Source organism: Streptomyces sp. NPDC029151 (genome assembly GCF_055564315.1).
The window spans coordinates 54,770-71,205 of record NZ_JBVHWQ010000009.1; the positions used below are offsets into that span (position 1 = coordinate 54,770).

General features: G+C 73.5%; 12 protein-coding genes and 1 other RNA gene. 10 read left to right on the forward strand and 3 right to left on the reverse strand.

The features are described from left to right. Positions 1-2: 2 nt before the first annotated feature. A complete protein-coding gene (locus ACZ4VF_RS29305) occupies positions 3-3,551 on the reverse strand; it encodes an FHA domain-containing protein (protein ID WP_467929720.1) in 3,549 nt (1,182 codons plus the stop codon). A 306-nt stretch (positions 3,552-3,857) separates the two neighbouring features. Between ACZ4VF_RS29305 and ACZ4VF_RS29310 the strand changes: the two genes are divergently transcribed. The 4 genes from ACZ4VF_RS29310 to ACZ4VF_RS29325 all read left to right on the forward strand — a co-directional run bounded on the left by ACZ4VF_RS29310 (position 3,858) and on the right by ACZ4VF_RS29325 (position 9,313). Then, positions 3,858-5,576, forward strand: coding sequence for a serine/threonine-protein kinase (locus ACZ4VF_RS29310; RefSeq protein ID WP_467929722.1), 1,719 nt, complete (start codon positions 3,858-3,860; stop codon positions 5,574-5,576). Between the two features lie 111 nt (positions 5,577-5,687). Continuing rightward, a complete protein-coding gene (locus tag ACZ4VF_RS29315) occupies positions 5,688-6,914 on the forward strand; it encodes a serine/threonine-protein kinase (RefSeq protein WP_467929724.1) in 1,227 nt (408 codons plus the stop codon). A gap of 98 nt (positions 6,915-7,012) precedes the next feature. Then, positions 7,013-8,119: a peptide chain release factor 2 gene (prfB, locus tag ACZ4VF_RS29320; protein ID WP_467929726.1), complete on the forward strand. Its 1,107-nt coding sequence runs from the start codon at positions 7,013-7,015 to the stop codon at positions 8,117-8,119. 294 nt (positions 8,120-8,413) lie between these two features. Continuing rightward, positions 8,414-9,313, forward strand: coding sequence for a hypothetical protein (locus ACZ4VF_RS29325; RefSeq protein ID WP_467929727.1), 900 nt, complete (start codon positions 8,414-8,416; stop codon positions 9,311-9,313). Between the two features lie 104 nt (positions 9,314-9,417). Here ACZ4VF_RS29325 and ACZ4VF_RS29330 read toward each other — a convergent pair whose 3' ends face one another. After that, a complete protein-coding gene (locus ACZ4VF_RS29330) occupies positions 9,418-9,618 on the reverse strand; it encodes a hypothetical protein (protein WP_467929729.1) in 201 nt (66 codons plus the stop codon). A 263-nt stretch (positions 9,619-9,881) separates the two neighbouring features. Here ACZ4VF_RS29330 and ftsE point away from each other — a divergent pair, with 263 nt between their 5' ends. The 5 genes from ftsE (at position 9,882) to ssrA (ending at position 13,867) form a co-directional block, all read left to right on the forward strand. Continuing rightward, a complete protein-coding gene (gene ftsE / locus ACZ4VF_RS29335; protein ID WP_030610589.1) occupies positions 9,882-10,571 on the forward strand; it encodes a cell division ATP-binding protein FtsE in 690 nt (229 codons plus the stop codon). 42 nt (positions 10,572-10,613) lie between these two features. After that, positions 10,614-11,531: a permease-like cell division protein FtsX gene (gene ftsX, locus ACZ4VF_RS29340; protein WP_467929731.1), complete on the forward strand. Its 918-nt coding sequence runs from the start codon at positions 10,614-10,616 to the stop codon at positions 11,529-11,531. Positions 11,532-11,599: 68 nt separating this feature from the next. Then, a complete protein-coding gene (locus ACZ4VF_RS29345; protein ID WP_467929732.1) occupies positions 11,600-12,784 on the forward strand; it encodes a S41 family peptidase in 1,185 nt (394 codons plus the stop codon). Between the two features lie 67 nt (positions 12,785-12,851). After that, positions 12,852-13,394: an SsrA-binding protein SmpB gene (gene smpB / locus ACZ4VF_RS29350; protein WP_153535457.1), complete on the forward strand. Its 543-nt coding sequence runs from the start codon at positions 12,852-12,854 to the stop codon at positions 13,392-13,394. A gap of 103 nt (positions 13,395-13,497) precedes the next feature. After that, positions 13,498-13,867: a transfer-messenger RNA gene (gene ssrA, locus ACZ4VF_RS29355) on the forward strand. A 65-nt stretch (positions 13,868-13,932) separates the two neighbouring features. On the opposite strand, the gene ACZ4VF_RS29360 is transcribed toward ssrA, so the two are convergent. Then, the gene (locus ACZ4VF_RS29360) at positions 13,933-15,168 is read right to left on the reverse strand and encodes an MFS transporter (protein ID WP_467929733.1); all 1,236 of its coding nucleotides are present in this window, start codon (positions 15,166-15,168) and stop codon (positions 13,933-13,935) included. Between the two features lie 84 nt (positions 15,169-15,252). On the opposite strand from ACZ4VF_RS29360, the gene ACZ4VF_RS29365 reads away from it, so the two are divergent. Then, positions 15,253-16,257, forward strand: coding sequence for a LysR family transcriptional regulator (locus ACZ4VF_RS29365; protein ID WP_467929735.1), 1,005 nt, complete (start codon positions 15,253-15,255; stop codon positions 16,255-16,257). The last annotated feature ends 179 nt before the right edge of the window (positions 16,258-16,436 follow it).

The following is a 16,436-nucleotide window of genomic DNA, read 5'->3' on the forward strand; positions in this document are numbered from 1 at the left end:
GCTCAGAGAAGGGAGGGCACCTCGGCCGCCGCGACCTCCCGGGCCGCCCGCTGCACCGCGCTGGCCAGCAGCGCGAGGTCGGTCGGGCCGTTGCCCAGCTCCCGCACGGGCCGGCGGGTGGGCGGGTCGCCCATGCGCTGCCAGTCCAGCGGGACGACCGTGGGCCGCTGCGTCGCGGTCCTCGGGATGCGGCCCGTGACCCGGCCGGCCTGGAAGCCCACGGTCCGCCCGTCCGCGTACGCCAGCGTGCCCCGGCCGGGTGCCGGCTGGTCCGGTCCCGGCTGCGGATCGTCCAGCATGACCCGCAGGGCGGCCCGGCGCGCCGGCTCGGACTCCGCCGTACGGCCGCCGGCCCCGGCCGCCGCCACCAGGTGCACCCCGAGCCGCTCGCCGTCCCGGGCCACCGCCTCCAGCGCGCGGATCACCGACCCGGCGGCCGGCCGGCCCGGGGAGCCGAGCGCCGGGGAGACCAGCGCGTCCAGGTCGTCGACGACCACCACCAGGCGGGGCAACGGCGGTGGCGCCGCGGCGCGCTGCCGGGCCGCCGCGCCCGGCCGCAGCCGCAGGGTGGAGCTGGGCGGCGACTCGATGTCACCGGAGGCGGCACCGGGCGCCGGGGCGCTGCGCCGGCCGGCGAGGTCGCCGAAGGCGGGGGCGCGCTGGGCCACCATCCGGCCGGCCACCGCCTGCCCGGCGTGCCACCGGGCGAAGTCCGTCCTGCCCAGCAGCTCCGTCCTGCGCTTCAGCTCGGCGGTCAACGACTGGGCGAACTCCCGCATGCGCACGGGGTCGTTGGCGATCAGGTGCGTGGTGACATGGGGTATGTCGGTGCACACGCGCAGGCCCTCGCCGCGCCCGGCGCCCGCGCCGATCCCGTCCCGGCCGTCGAGCAGCACCACGGCCAGCCGGTCCGGCCGCTCGGCGGCGGCCAGCGAGGCGACCGCGGTCCGCAGCAGTTCGGTACGGCCGCTGCCGGCCGGCCCCTCGACCAGCAGGTGAGGCCCGTCGGCCACGAGGTCCACGGCGACCGGGCCGCGCGGACCGGCACCCAGCACCGCCCGGGCCCGCCCGCCCGGCGACTCGGTGTCGTCCGCCGCGTCCGCCCAGCGCGCCATCAGCGACGCCGGGGTGGCCCGGGCCAGCCCCAGCTCGTCCAGCAGCCGCGCCGAGCGGGGCAGCGGCGTCGTCACGCGCGCGTGGTGCTCGCCGGCCGGGCCGTCGGGCCGCAGCGGCGCCAGCGCCCGCGCGAACCGCTCCGCCCAGGCGGCGGAGACGGCGTCGACCGTGGCGAGCGTTCCGGGGCCGACGGGGCCCCCGGGAGCCACCCGCAGCAACTGGATCGCGGCGGCGACGTCCCCGCTGAGCAGGGCCACGGCACCGCAGTGCCGGAACGTCGGCGTCACCGTGCACGCGGCCTCGTACGTGCGGGTCACCGGGGAGGCCGGCGAGGCGGTCTCCGTCTCGGCGAGACACACCACGTGGATCCCGGCCCGCGGCCCGGCCACCGCCAGCCGGGCGAGCCCCTCCCGCAGCGCGGAGCCCCCGGGATCGCCGTCCACGACGACCACGGTGTACGGCCCCGCGAACCCCAGGACACCGGTGTCCTCCTTGGCCCAGGAGGGGCGCCGGGCGCCGGCCTCGGCCGGGACACCGGGGGAGTGGGAGGCCGTGGCGTGGGGGGTGCCCGGCGGAATCCGGGGGTCGGCCGGGGCCGCGGAAGGCACCTGGGCCGTTGCGGCTGCCGGGGCCGTGTCGCGGGTGCGGCCGGGGTGGGCCGTGGTGCGGCCCGTCGCCGCGTGGTCCTCCAGTCGGCGCAGCAGCTCCTCCGTGCGGGCCGCCGCCTGCTCGCGGTCGTAGGCCAGCAGCAGCCGGCAGTCCTGGCCGTGGCCCGGCCGGACGTGCGGCAGCCAGCCCAGCCAGGCCCACTCGGCCGTGCGGTCCGCCTCCGGCCGCGAGTGGTCCGCGCTGATCAGCACGATCTCCAGCAGGTCGGGCGAGTGCAGTGCGGCGAGCTGGGCCAGTACCGCGCGGGCCAGCCCGGACAGCCGGGGGCGCGGGCCGGCCAGGCCCAGCGCGCCCGCCTCGCGCAGCGCGGCGGTCACCGGCACCGCCGGCAGCAGACCCGAGCCGTCCGGCGTGCTCCGGTCGGCCGTGCCCAGCCGGACGGTCAGCGCCTCGGGGTGTCCGGGCCCGCGCTCCCACAGCCGGGGCCCGGGGGCCAGCGCGGTCAGCAGCAGGGCGGCCGGGTCCGGCCAGGTCTCCGGGCGCCGTGGGGCGCCGGACGCCGGGGTGCGGGGCACATCGGCGGGCGTGCCGTCGTACGCCTCGGGGCCGGCCGGCTGCTCCGCGCGCCCGCCGGCCAGCCGGCGCGCCCAGGCGCCGAGCCCGCGCCGCCGGGCGCCCTGCGGGGAGTCGGCGCCCCCGAGCGCGCCGCCCCTGAGGGTCCTGTCGTCGAGGGAGGCGTCCCTGAGGGAGGCGTCCCGGGGCGGGGCGTCGTCGAGAGGGGTGTCCTCGCGTCCGTACGCCCGGGCGTCCTCGCCGCCGTACGCGGCGGTTCCGGGCAGTCCACCCGGACCGCCGACCCCGAAGCGCCCCGCGTGGGTGTCCCCGCCGGCCGCCGGACCGGAAGCGCCGCCCCGGCTCTCCAGGTCCGGGGCCCCGCCCTGCCCGGGCACCACGGCCGAGGGCCCCCGCCGGTGCTCCTGCGCCCCCGCGCGCCGGCCGGCGGCACCCTGGGCGTCGTAGGCGTGCTGCACCCCCGCGGCGCCGGCACCCCCGGTGGGCGCCGGGGCACCGGACGCGGGGCTGTGGGGGCGGGTCCCGGGCTCCGGCGCCTGCGGCGCGGCCGGTCCGGACGGGAAAGCGGAACCGTCCCCGCCCACGGCGACCCGTACGCACCCCTCCCCGTCGGCCACCGTCCGCACCCGCGTCCCGGGGCCCCCGGCCGGAGTGACCCGCAGCGCGGACTCGCCGATCCGCAGCAGGCCCCCGGCGGGGACCCGCACCGGCCGGTCCGTCACCCGTACGCCGTCCAGGGTGGTGCCGTTCGTGGAGCCGAGATCGGTGACCGAGACGCGGCCGTCCGCGCCGACGGTGACCGCGCAGTGCAGACGGGAGACGTCGGGGTCGTCCAGCGGGACGTCGGCGTCGACGGACCGGCCGACGGTGATCCGGCCGCCGTGCAGCAGATGGACCCCGCCCGCGTCGGGGCCGGCGACCACGTGCAGCCGGGTCGGCGCGTCGTCGAGCTCGGGGTGCGGTTCCGGGGCGGCGGGGGCGCCCAGCGAGAGCACGGCGCCGTCGACCAGCGGGGGCTCGCCGAGTGTGCTGCGCCGGGGGTCGAGCCGCTCGGTGCCCGCGTACAGGACGACGGACGCGCCGCCGGCCTCCCGGCCCGTGCCGCCCTCGCCGGTGACCGCTCCGGCCAGCGCCGACGCGACCGCGGCCAGCTCCGTGCCCGCGGGCGCCGTGACCAGCACGTCGCGGCTCACGGCGCGGCCCCGCTGCGGCGCCGGACCGAGCGGGTCCACGACGGTCAGCCGGATCTGCATCCCCACCCCAACACGAGCACGTCGGCAAGTACCAGTACTGGAAGGCATCCTCGCACCTGCCACTGACAGTGCGCCCCGAACCCGGTGACATGTGATCTTGATTGGTCGGCTCTGCCCCCAAAAGTGCCTGACCAAGCGGACACAGGCGATCAGTTGAGATCGGTCACGTCCCCTTTCGGCAACCGCTGGAGCGGGGCGTGCGTCTTCCCGTCGAGCACCTGACGCCGCCAGGGGCGGCACTACAGTGGGTCGGGACAAACGGAATGCAGGCAGACAAGCAACAGCGACCAGCAGGGAGCGCGTGACGTGCGGCCAGTCGGCAGCAAGTACCTGCTTGAGGAGCCGCTCGGACGCGGCGCCACAGGCACCGTCTGGCGTGCCCGCCAGAGGGAGACCGCGGGTGCCGAGGCGGCCGTGCCCGGACAGCCGGGAGAGACGGTCGCGATCAAGGTCCTGAAGGAGGAGCTGGCGAGCGACCCGGACATCGTGATGCGCTTCCTGCGCGAGCGGTCCGTGCTGCTCCGGCTCACCCACCCCAACATCGTCCGGGTCCGCGACCTGGTCGTCGAGGGCGACCTGCTGGCCCTGGTCATGGACCTCGTCGAAGGCCCCGACCTGCACCGCTACCTGCGCCAGAACGGCCCCTTCACGCCCGTCGCCGCGGCCCTGCTGACCGCCCAGATCGCCGACGCGCTCGCCGCCAGCCACGCCGACGGCGTCGTCCACCGCGACCTGAAGCCCGCCAACGTGCTGCTCCAGCAGGGCGACGGCCAGATGCACCCGATGCTGACCGACTTCGGCATCGCCCGCCTCGCCGACTCCCCGGGCCTGACCCGCACCCACGAGTTCGTCGGCACGCCCGCCTACGTCGCCCCGGAGTCCGCCGAGGGCCGGCCGCAGACCTCCGCCGTCGACATCTACGGCGCCGGCATCCTGCTGTACGAGCTGGTCACCGGCCGTCCGCCGTTCGGCGGCGGCACCGCGCTGGAGGTCCTGCACCAGCACCTGAGCGCCGAGCCGCGCCGCCCCTCCACCGTCCCCGACCCGCTGTGGACGGTCATAGAGCGCTGCCTGCGCAAGAACCCGGACGAAAGGCCGGGCGCCGAGAACCTGGCCCGGGCCCTGCGGGTCGTCGCCGAGGGTGTCGGGGTGCACGCGAACGCCGCGCAGATCGCCGCCGCCGAGGGCGTCGGCGCGCTGCTCGCCCCCGACCCGGCCCCGGCCGCCGTCCCGGGGGTGCCCGGCGCCGCCGACCCCACGCAGGTCCTTCCGACGAACGCGTCGCAGGGGACCTACGGGCAGCACGACCCCAACGCGGCGACCAGCGTGCTGCCGCACACCGGCGGCCCGGCCGGCGCCGCCGACCCCACCGCCGTCCTGCCGAGCACGGGCGCGGCGGACCCGACGGCCGTCCTGCCCCCGGTCCCGCAGGGCCGGCCGGGCGGACAGCAGGGACAGCAGGACCAGCGGGGACAGCAGCCGCCCGAGCAGCCGCACCCCTGGCAGACGCAGCTGCGGGCCGCCCGCGACCGCAACGAGCAGACGCAGATCCAGTACCTGGACCCGGACGAGGACCCGCTGCGCCGCCGCCCCCAGCGGCAGGTGTCCCGGCCCCAGCAGCAGCCGCGTCCGGCCCCGCAGCCCCGCCCGCAGCAGCCGCAGCCGCGCGGCCGGCAGCGCGCGCCGCAGAACCCCGGCTACGGCTATCCGCAGCAGCAGCCCCAGCAGTACGCCCCGCCGCAACAGCCCCAGCAGCCCCAGCGGCCGCCGCGGCCCGCGCCCGAGCCCCGGGCGCCGCGGCAGCGCGGCGCCAACCCGATGAAGATCCCCGGGCTGGGCTGTCTGAAGGGCTGCCTGTTCACGATCGTCATCCTGATCGTGGCGAGCTGGCTGGTCTGGGAGCTGACCCCGCTGCAGGACTGGATCGGCACGGGCAAGGGCTACTGGGACCAGATGAGCGACTGGGTCGGCAAGGCCGGCGGCTGGATCAAGGATCTCGGCGGCTCCTCCGGCAGCGGAAACTGATCGCTGGTTTAGGGATTTGTCGACATCTGCCGGGTGATTTCCGTCTCCGCGGTGAAGGTTGGCTCTCCGGACGCGTAGTTTTGGCGACAACACGCGTCTGTAGGAGCAGTCTTGGCACGGAAGATCGGCAGCCGGTACACCGCGAACCAGATCCTGGGGCGGGGGAGCGCCGGCACGGTGTGGCTCGGCGAGGGACCGGACGGCCCCGTCGCCATCAAGCTGCTGCGCGAGGACCTCGCCTCCGACCAGGAGCTCGTCGGACGCTTCGTGCAGGAGCGCACCGCGCTGCTCGGCCTGGAGCACCCGCACATCGTCACCGTCCGCGACCTGGTGGTGGACGGCAACGACCTGGCGCTCGTCATGGACCTCGTGCGCGGCACCGACCTGCGCACCCGGCTGGAGCGGGAGCGGCGGCTCGCCCCCGAGGCGGCCGTGGCGATCGTCGCCGACGTCGCCGACGCGCTGGCCGCGGCCCACGCCGCCGGGGTCGTCCACCGGGACGTCAAGCCGGAGAACGTCCTGCTCGACATGCAGGGTCCGCTCGGGCCGGGCGGCGCCCACCCGGCGCTGCTGACGGACTTCGGGGTGGCCAAGCTGATCGACTCCCCGAAGCGCACCCGGGCCACGAAGATCATCGGCACGCCGGACTACCTGGCCCCCGAGATCGTCGAGGGGCTGCCGCCCCGGGCCGCCGTGGACATCTACGCCCTCGCGACGGTCCTGTACGAGCTGCTGGCCGGCTTCACGCCCTTCGGCGGCGGACACCCCGGCGCGGTGCTGCGGCGGCACGTGACCGAGACCGTCGTACCGCTGCCCGGCATCCCGGAGGAGCTGTGGCAGCTGCTGGTGCAGTGCCTGGCCAAGGCCCCCGCGTCCCGGCTGCGCGCCTCGGAGCTGGCGGCACGGCTGCGCGAGCAGCTGCCCCTGCTGGCCGGGATGCCGCCGCTGGACGTCGACGACCCGGGCCTCGCCGACGAGGACCCGGAGGAACCGGCCCCGCAGGCTCCCTCCGGCAGTGAGCCGGTACGGCGCCGGGGCGCGGTCTCGCTGGTCCCCGGCGCCAAGCCGGACTCCAACCGCGACACGCACACGTCGATGAGGGTGCCGGCGCCGGACGAGCTCGCCGGCGGCGCCCACGGGACCGCACGCGCCCCCCGCGCCACCGGCGCCCCCCGCCCGGGCTCGGCCCGCCACCGGGCCGCGGTGCGCAGGCGCCGGGTGACTCTCGGAGTGGCCGGGGTGGTGCTGGCGGCCGTCGTGGGCGTCGGCGCCTGGTGGGCGTCCGCCGACGGCGACTCCGAGCCGCCCCGGCCGTCCCCCACCACGTCGGCCCCCTGACCCGCCCGGGGTCCCGGGGCGGAGCCCGCCGGGGGGCGGAACAGGTACCGGGTGCAGCCCGGCCCCCGCCGCTCGGCGGAGCCGTTACGCTGGAAGGCGTGGCAGTCGTCGATGTATCCGAAGAGCTGAAGTCCCTCTCCTCGACCATGGAGTCGATCGAGGCCGTCCTGGACCTCGACACGATGAGGGCAGATATCGCCGTGCTTGAGGAGCAGGCGGCGGCCCCGTCCCTGTGGGACAACCCGGACGAGGCACAGAAGATCACCAGCAAGCTCTCCCACCTCCAGGCCGAGGTCAGGAAGGCGGAGACGCTGCGCGGGAGGATCGACGACCTCGCGGTCCTCTTCGAGATGGCCGAGGAGGAGGACGACCCGGACACCCGCGCCGAGGCCGAGTCCGAGCTGGTCGCCGTGCGCAAGGCGCTGGACGAGATGGAGGTCCGTACCCTCCTGTCCGGCGAGTACGACTCCCGTGAGGCGCTCGTCAACATCCGGGCCGAGGCCGGTGGCGTCGACGCCGCCGACTTCGCGGAGAAGCTCCAGCGCATGTACCTGCGCTGGGCCGAGCAGCGCGGCTACAAGACGGAGCTGATCGAGACGTCGTACGCCGAAGAGGCCGGCATCAAGTCGACCACCTTCGCCGTGCACTCGCCGTACGCCTACGGCACCCTCTCCGTCGAGCAGGGCACGCACCGCCTGGTGCGCATCTCGCCCTTCGACAACCAGGGCCGCCGGCAGACCTCCTTCGCGGGCGTCGAGGTGCTCCCCGTGGTCGAGCAGTCCGACCACGTCGAGATCGACGAGTCCGAGCTGCGCATCGACGTCTACCGCTCCTCCGGCCCCGGCGGCCAGGGCGTCAACACGACCGACTCCGCGGTCCGCATCACGCACCTCCCCACCGGCATCGTGGTCTCCTGCCAGAACGAGCGGTCGCAGATCCAGAACAAGGCCACCGCGATGAACGTCCTCCAGGCCAAGCTGCTGGAGCGGCGCCGGCAGGAGGAGCAGGCCAAGATGGACGCCCTCAAGGGCGACGGCGGCAACTCCTGGGGCAACCAGATGCGTTCGTACGTGCTGCACCCTTACCAGATGGTCAAGGACCTGCGCACCGACCACGAGGTGGGCAACCCGGAGGCCGTGTTCAACGGTGAGATCGACGGGTTCCTCGAGGCCGGGATTCGCTGGCGCAAGCAGCAGGAGAAGTAACTTTGTCGACATGACAACTGCCGTCCGAGGGGCGGCAGTTGTCGTTTGTCTGGGTTTTACATCACACTCACAGCTTTCATCTCCCCGCAAACGCCACCCCACCGGACATTGCGCCCGCAACGCCCTTGACGTTGCTTTGAAAAATGGGAAGGGTGAACCGCGGCATGCGTACTTGAGGGGCGCATGTGAACCGGGGGATCGAGTTGACGCTCTTCGTCACCAGCTGCCTCCGTCGATCACGGCACGCCCCACGCGAAGCCTCATTGACGTACAGCTACTGGGGGTAGCAACCATATGACGAAGAAGACGCGGATCCGGGTCGCGCGGATAGCCGCCGGCGCCGTGATCGCGGCCGGTGCGTCGCTGACCGCGGCGGGCGCGGCTTCCGCCCTGGACCTCGACGTCCAGGCGGGTCCGATCAGCCTCGGCGTGAGCGGTGTCGGCGCCGACGGCGGCAGCTCCGGGGGCGACCCTTGCCCGATCGCCATCTGCACCACCACCGGCGGGACCGGCACGACCGGTACCACGGGCGAGACCGGTACCAACGGTGAGACCGGCACCAATGGCGAGACCGGTACCAACGGTGAGACCGGCACCAATGGCGAGACCGGTACGAACGGTGAGACCGGTACCAACGGCACCACTGGTACGACTGGCACCAATGGCACCATCGGTACCACGGGCACGACCGGCACGACTGGCACCACGGGCACGACCGGTACCACTGGCACCACGGGCACGACCGGTACCACTGGCACCACGGGCACGACCGGCACCACCGGCACGACCGGCACCACGGGCACGACCGGTACCACCGGCACGACGGGCACCACTGGTACGTCTGGCACCACCGGTACGTCCGGCACCACCGGCACCTCCGGCAGCAGCTCCTCCGGTTCCACCGGCGGCGGTTCCACCGACGGCGGTTCCACCCACGGTGGCTCCGGCGGCACCGGCGGTAACCACACCGGCCCCGAGGGCGGCAACAACAACGTGCCGCAGGACGAGGGCTCCTCGGCGCTGACCGCGACCGGCTCCGACGACTCCGCCCAGGGCGGTGGCAAGCAGCTCGCCGAGACCGGTGCCGGTCAGACCGCGTTCCTGCTCGTCGGCGCGGCCACGATGATCGCCGGCGGCATCGGCTTCCGTGTCCTGCCGCGTCTGGTGAGCGGCCGGGGCGGGGCTGCCGCCTGACCGTAGCCCCACGGTCACGCGGCGCACGTACGGCGCACGGTGAAGGGCCCGGAGCTTGGCGCTCCGGGCCCTTTCACGACGCTTGGGCGGGTCCTGTCACCCGGTCACGCGGTCTGGTGCGCCAGCAGCGCCACCGCGGCGATCAGCACCGCGAGCAGCGCGATCAACGCCATCGGGTTCAGCCCGTTCAGGCCCCCGAGGAAGCCCTGCTGCTGCAGACGCTCGCGGTTGGCACGGCACACCGGGCACCGGCCCTCGCTCACGGGCGCCGCGCAGTTCGCGCACACCAACCGGTCGTACGTCATGCGCTCGCCCTCCTTGCACCGGCCATCACATGTACAACGTTCGTCGGGACGAGAACGTTCCCCCGCGTTCCCGCTCTCCGTCGTTTCCCTTCCACTGTGCCAGGTTCCCGCGGACCGTGCGCGGGGCCCGCCGGGAACGGTCCGGGGGCGGTGGCCGGTACAAAAACGTACAAGTCTTGCCCAACCTCAACCTGCGACTGCACTTGCACACCCGGTTCGCGTATGGTCACGCTCATCTACCCCCGGCGACCCGTGGTGCATCCGTGATCCGATTCGACAACGTCTCCAAGGTCTACCCCAAGCAGACCCGGCCCGCACTCAGGGATGTCTCCCTGGAGGTGGAGAAGGGCGAGTTCGTCTTCCTCGTGGGGTCCTCCGGCTCCGGAAAGTCCACCTTCCTGCGGCTCATCCTCCGCGAGGAGCGGTGCAGCCACGGCCAGGTGCACGTGCTGGGCAAGGACCTCGCGCGGCTGTCCAACTGGAAGGTGCCGCAGATGCGACGCCAGCTGGGCACGGTCTTCCAGGACTTCCGGCTGCTGCCGAACAAGACGGTCGCGGAGAACGTGGCCTTCGCGCAGGAGGTCATCGGCAAGTCCCGCGGCGAGATCCGCAAGTCCGTGCCGCAGGTGCTCGACCTCGTCGGGCTCGGCGGCAAGGAGGACCGCAGGCCGGGCGAGCTGTCCGGTGGTGAGCAGCAGCGCGTCGCCATCGCGCGCGCGTTCGTCAACCGGCCGAAGCTGCTCATCGCCGACGAGCCCACCGGCAACCTCGACCCGCAGACCTCCGTCGGCATCATGAAGCTGCTCGACCGCATCAACCGCACGGGCACCACCGTCATCATGGCGACGCACGACCAGAACATCGTGGACCAGATGCGCAAGCGCGTCATCGAGCTGGAGAAGGGCCGCCTCGTCCGCGACCAGGCCCGCGGCGTCTACGGCTACCAGCACTGACCGCACCAGCACCCAGTTCCCGAAAGGCCTGAAGAACCCGCCATGCGCGCCCAGTTCGTCCTGTCGGAGATCGGTGTCGGTCTCCGCCGCAACCTGACGATGACCTTCGCCGTCATCGTCTCCGTCGCCCTGTCCCTGGCCCTGTTCGGCGGCTCGCTGCTGATGAGCGACCAGGTGAGCACCATGAAGGGTTACTGGTACGACAAGGTCAACGTCTCGATCTTCCTGTGCAACAAGCACGACGCGGAGAACGACGTGCACTGCGCCAAGGGCGCGGTCACCGAGGACCAGAAGAAGCAGATCCTGGCGGACCTCCACCGGATGCAGGTCGTCGAGAAGGTGACCTACGAATCGCAGGACGAGGCCTACAAGCACTACAAGGAGCAGTTCGGCAACTCCCCGCTGGCGGGCTCGCTCACGCCGGACCAGATGCAGGAGTCGTACCGGATCAAGCTCAAGGACCCGCAGAAGTACCAGGTGATCGCGACCGCGTTCAACGGGCGGGACGGCGTGCAGTCGGTGCAGGACCAGAAGGGCATTCTGGACAACCTCTTCCAGTTGCTGAACCTGATGAACCGGGGCGCGCTCGGCGTGATGGCGATGATGCTGATCGTCGCGCTGCTGCTGATCGTCAACACCGTGCGCGTCTCGGCGTTCAGCCGTCGGCGGGAAACCGGGATCATGCGCCTGGTCGGTGCCTCGGGCTTCTACATCCAGGCGCCGTTCATCGCCGAGGCCGCGGTCGCCGGGCTCATCGGCGGCGGCCTCGCCTGTGTGGCGCTCGTGGTCGGCCGGTACTTCACCATCGACCACGGCATGGAGCTGTCCCACAAGCTGACGCTCATCAACTTCGTCGGCTGGGACGCGGTGTTGACCAAGCTGCCGCTCATCCTCGCGACCAGCGTGCTGATGCCGTCGCTCGCGGCGTTCTTCGCGCTGCGCAAGTACCTCAAGGTGTGACGCATGCCAAGGGGGTCGTACGGTCATCCGGCCGTACGGCCCCTGCGCGTTGCCCTAGACTCGCCGCCATGTCAGGCCGTGACCTGTTCTGTCCGCCCCGCCGCGTCCGCCGCGGGGCCACCCTGACATTGGTCTTCGCCGGTGTGCTGATCGCCGGCGCCGCCACCGGTTCCTTCCCCGAACCCGACGGTGCCGCGCGGAAGTCCGCCGCCGGTCCGGCGGGGCCGGCCACCCGGCACGAGGCCGTCGAGCGGGCCGCCGCCGAGGCGATGGCCGACGGCAAGTCCCCGATGGAGGCCGCCGAACGGGCCGTCAGCCGCAGCGGGGACCGCTGGGCCGCGGTCTACTCCGAGGGCGAGTACGAGGAGTTCCAGGACGCCCTCGACGGCCGCTACACCGGCGTCGGCCTGTCGGCGCGGCAGACGCCGGACGGCCGGGTCGAGGTCACGCGCGTGCAGCCCGGATCACCCGCCGACGACGCCGGGATCCGCACCGGCGACCGGCTGCGCAGCGTCGACGGCCAGGCGGTCGACGGGTGGCCGGTCACCGAGGTGGTCGCGTTACTGCGCGGTGACGCGCTGCGCGGGGAGGCCGAGGACGCCCCGGCCGGCACGACGGTCACCCTCGGCCTGGAGCGCGGCACGCGCGCGTGGACCAGGACCCTGCGCCGGGCCCGGCTGTCCACCGACTCCGTGACCGTGCACCGGCTGCCCGGCGGGGTCACCGTCCTGAGGATCGCCGCCTTCACCAAGGGCACCGCCGACGCGGTGCGCGAGGCGCTGCGCACCGCCCCGGACGACGGCCGGACCGTCCTGGACCTGCGCGGCAACTCCGGCGGCCTGGTCACCGAGGCGGTGGACACCGCCTCCGCCTTCCTGGACGGCGGCCTGGTCGCCACCTACGACGTCGACGGCGCCCAGCGCGCCCTGCACGCCGCTCCCGGCGGCGACACCACGCGCCCCCTGGTCGTCCTCGTCGACGGCGGCACCATGAGCGCGGCCGAGCTGCTCACCGGCGCCCTCCAGGACCGGGGCCGGGCGGTGGTCATCGGCTCCCGCACCTTCGGCAAGGGCTCCGTCCAGATGCCGACGACCCTGCCCGACGGCTCGGTGGCCGAGCTGACCGTCGGCCACTACCGCACCCCCTTGGGCCACACCGTCGACGGCCGGGGCATCACCCCCGACCTGGAGGCGGGCACCCACGCGCTGGAGCGGGCCGAGACGGTGCTCACCGGCCTCGGCGACCCGTCGTAGCCTCGCGTAATCGGCTGTACCCGGACCCCCTGTGTGGTGCGAAAATGGCGGCACTATGAGCAAGGGAATGTACGTACCGAAGGAATCCCAGCCCAAGCAGGGCGGCGGGGCGGCCAAGGCCAGGGACGGCGAGAAGGGCGGCAAGCGCAAGATCGTCGCCCAGAACAAGAAGGCCCGGCACGACTACGCGATCATCGACACCTACGAGGCCGGACTCGTCCTCATGGGCACGGAGGTCAAGTCGCTGCGCGAGGGCCGGACCTCGCTGACCGACGGCTTCGTCCAGATCGACCGGGGCGAGGCGTGGCTCCACAACGCCCACATCCCCGAGTACCACCAGGGCAGCTGGACCAACCACTCCGCGCGCCGCAAGCGCAAGCTGCTGCTGCACCGCGAGGAGATCGACAAGCTGGAGTCGAAGTCCCAGGAGACGGGACACACGATCGTGCCCCTCGCCATCTACTTCAAGGACGGCCGGGCGAAGGCCGAGATCGCCCTCGCACGCGGTAAGAAGGAGTACGACAAGCGGCAGACGCTGCGGGAGAAGCAGGACCGGCGGGAGTCGGACCGGGCGATCGCGGCGGCGAAGCGCAGGCAGCGCGGCGTGTAGCCGGGAATAGGCTGGCATCGTCGGGCGTTGGTCACGTACGATGGCACCGCACTCCACAGAGGGTGCGCGCACCTCCTCGCGGAGGGCATTGAAAAATCAACATGGGGATGATCGGTTTCGACAGCGGCTGTCGAAGCAGGGGAAGCGTGTCGAGGAAGCGGCAATGATCTCGTAAACCATATGTCGCAAAAAATAATCGCCAACACCAAGCGCGATTCCTTCGCCCTCGCTGCCTAAGTAGCGACTTGCGAAGTGTCAGCCCGGGGCTGTTCCCGACCCGGATCCTGGCATCAGCTAGGGAACTAAACCTCTAGGCCCGGTCACGGGGTGTAGAGGGAAACCAAACAGTGACTGAGCCCGTCGGAGACTTGTCCGCGTGATCTCCGGGGCCGAGAAAATCGCAGCGGACTGCACACGGAGAAGCCCTGATTCCGCACCGTTGGACGCGGGTTCGATTCCCGCCATCTCCACGAGGCCCCTCCGGGGGGCCGACCCCATGTGGGCAAAGGCCCCGTCGCTTCTAGCGGCGGGGCCTTCGTCATGGGGTCCCCCGCGTCCCGCCCCCGGCGCGGGTGAGCGAGGCGACCCCCAGCGCGAGAGTGGCGGCCGCCACGGGGACGGCGTACGCCGAGGCGGGGGAGAGGTGCTCCGCCGCCCAGCCTCCGGCCGCCGAGCCGGCCGCGATCCCGGTGAGCAGTCCCGTCACCATCAGGCTCATGCCCTCGTTCAGGCGGTCGGCCGGGGTGCGCTCCTGCACCAGTGTCATCGCCGTCACCATCGTCGGGGCCGTCGCCATGCCGGCCACCAGCAGCGCGGCCGCCAGCGCCCACAGCGAACCGGCGAGGCCCGCGGCAGCCCACGGCAGGGTCATCAGCGCGGCCATGGCGGCCAGGCACCAGGAGAAGCGCACCCCCTCCGGTTTCCGCGCCCCGTACGCCAGCCCCGCCGCGCACGAGCCGGCCGCCTGGAGCGCGAGCACGGCACCGGCCGCCGTGCGGTGCCCCTGGGCGTCGGCGTAGGCGATCGTGACGACCTCCATGGAGCCGAACACCGCGCCGGTCGCGGTGAAGCAGGCCAGCAGCGGCGGGATGCCCGGGCTGCGCAGCGGCGAGGGCCCCTGCGAGCGGGGCGTCGGCGGCGGCTCGGTCGCCCGCTGGGCGGTGAACAGCAGCATGCCGGCGAGCAGCAGCACCGCCGCGGCCAGGGTGCCCGCCTCCGGGAAGAACGCGCCGGTCAGGAAGGACGCCAGGACCGGTCCGAGCATGAAGCACAGCTCGTCCGCGGCCTGCTCGAACGCGTTCGCGGTGTGCAGTGCGCCCGGTTCGTCGCGCAGCAGATGGGCCCAGCGGGCGCGGGACAGACCGCCGATGTTGGGGGTGGCCGCGGAGCCGGCGTAGGCGGCGAACAGGGTCCAGCCGGGGGCGTCGTAGCGGACGCACAGCAGCAGCGCCAGGCTCCCCAGCACCGAGACCACCGTGGCCGGCAGCGCGACGCGGGCCTGTCCGTGCCGGTCCACCAGCCGGGCGATCAGGGGCCCGGCCAGCGCGGTCGCGGCGAGCCCGGTCGCGGTGACGGCACCCGCGAGGGCGTACGAGCCCCGCGACCCGGCGATCATCACGACCGCGCTCACGCTGAACATGCCGACCGGGAGGCGGGCGAGGAGGTTGCCGGCGGCGAAGCCGCGGGCGCCGGGAAGGGTGAAGAGGTAACGGTATCCGGTGGTTCGCGGAGAGACAGGCGGTATCTGCCTGTCTTCGGCGGTCTGTTGGGGCATGGCTCCACGGTCCCCCGGAGTGGATCACCGGGTCCAACACCTTCCGCGTACCGATTCACGCACCCGCGTTGTAAGTTCGCCGGCATGCCGGTCCCCGCCCCCACAGACCCCCGCCTGCTGCGCGCCTTCGTGGCCGTCGCCGAGGAACTGCACTTCACCCGGGCGGCGGCCCGCCTCTACGTCGCCCAGCAGGCGCTCAGCCGGGACGTACGGCGGCTGGAGCGGGAGCTGGGCGCCGAGCTGTTCGTCCGCACCACCCGGCAGGTCACGCTCACCCCGGACGGCGAACGGCTGCTGCCGCACGCGCGCCGGGTCCTCGCCGCCCACGACGACCTGCTGGCCGCGTTCGCGGCCGGCCAGGCCCGCCCCCTGCTGGTCGACCTCAACTCGTCCGGCATGGTCACCGGCCGCCGCGTCCTGCACCGGGCCCGGGAACTGGCCCCCGACTGCGAGCTGATGGCCCGCTACGAGAGCGGCCTGACCGGAGCCGCCGCCGAACTGCTCGCCGGCCGCCTGGACGCCTCCTTCGGCCGGTTCGCCGGCCTCGACCCCGCGCTCCGCTCCGGGCTGGAGCAGCAGCCGGTGCGGTACGAGCCGATGGCCGTGGTCCTGCCCCGGGACCATCCGCTGGCCGGGTCGGCCGAGGTGCCGCTGTCCGCGCTGGCCGGGGAGACGGTGTACGCCGGTGCCGGCAACCCGCGCACCCGGGAGTGGACCGAGCTGGCCGTACGCCTCTTCGACCGGCACGCCGTACGGCTCGCCCCGCCCCTTCCGCTGGCCGTCGGGGACGAGGAGTTCGGCCGCGTCATGGCGAAGACGGGGCACCCGGTGCTCGCCGTCGTGGACTTCCCGCCGCTCCCGGGGACGGTACGGCGTCCCCTCGTCGACCCCGTTCCGCTCTCACCCGTCTCCCTGGTCTGGCGGAAGGGGCTGGTTCATCCCGGACTGACCGCACTGCGGACGGCGGTGGCCGAGATCGCTCGGGCGGAGGAATGGCTGCGGCGGCCTGCCGGGGGATGGATTCCGGCCATGGATGAAGAGGTGATGAACGACGTGCGCTACATTCATGGCCCGGGCGCAGGGTGGTGATGGGGGCGCTCGGACCGGGCGGGGGCCTGGTCCGTCGGCAGAGGCCCGGCTCGTGAGCGCGCCCTTCGAACGGTCCCGTGGGGGGATGTGCGCGCGTGAAAAAGTGTCTGGAAGACGCCCAACCTGACGGGCTGAAGGATGCGTCCGAGGGGTGCGGTGTGTCCGCGGGCGGGGATGAG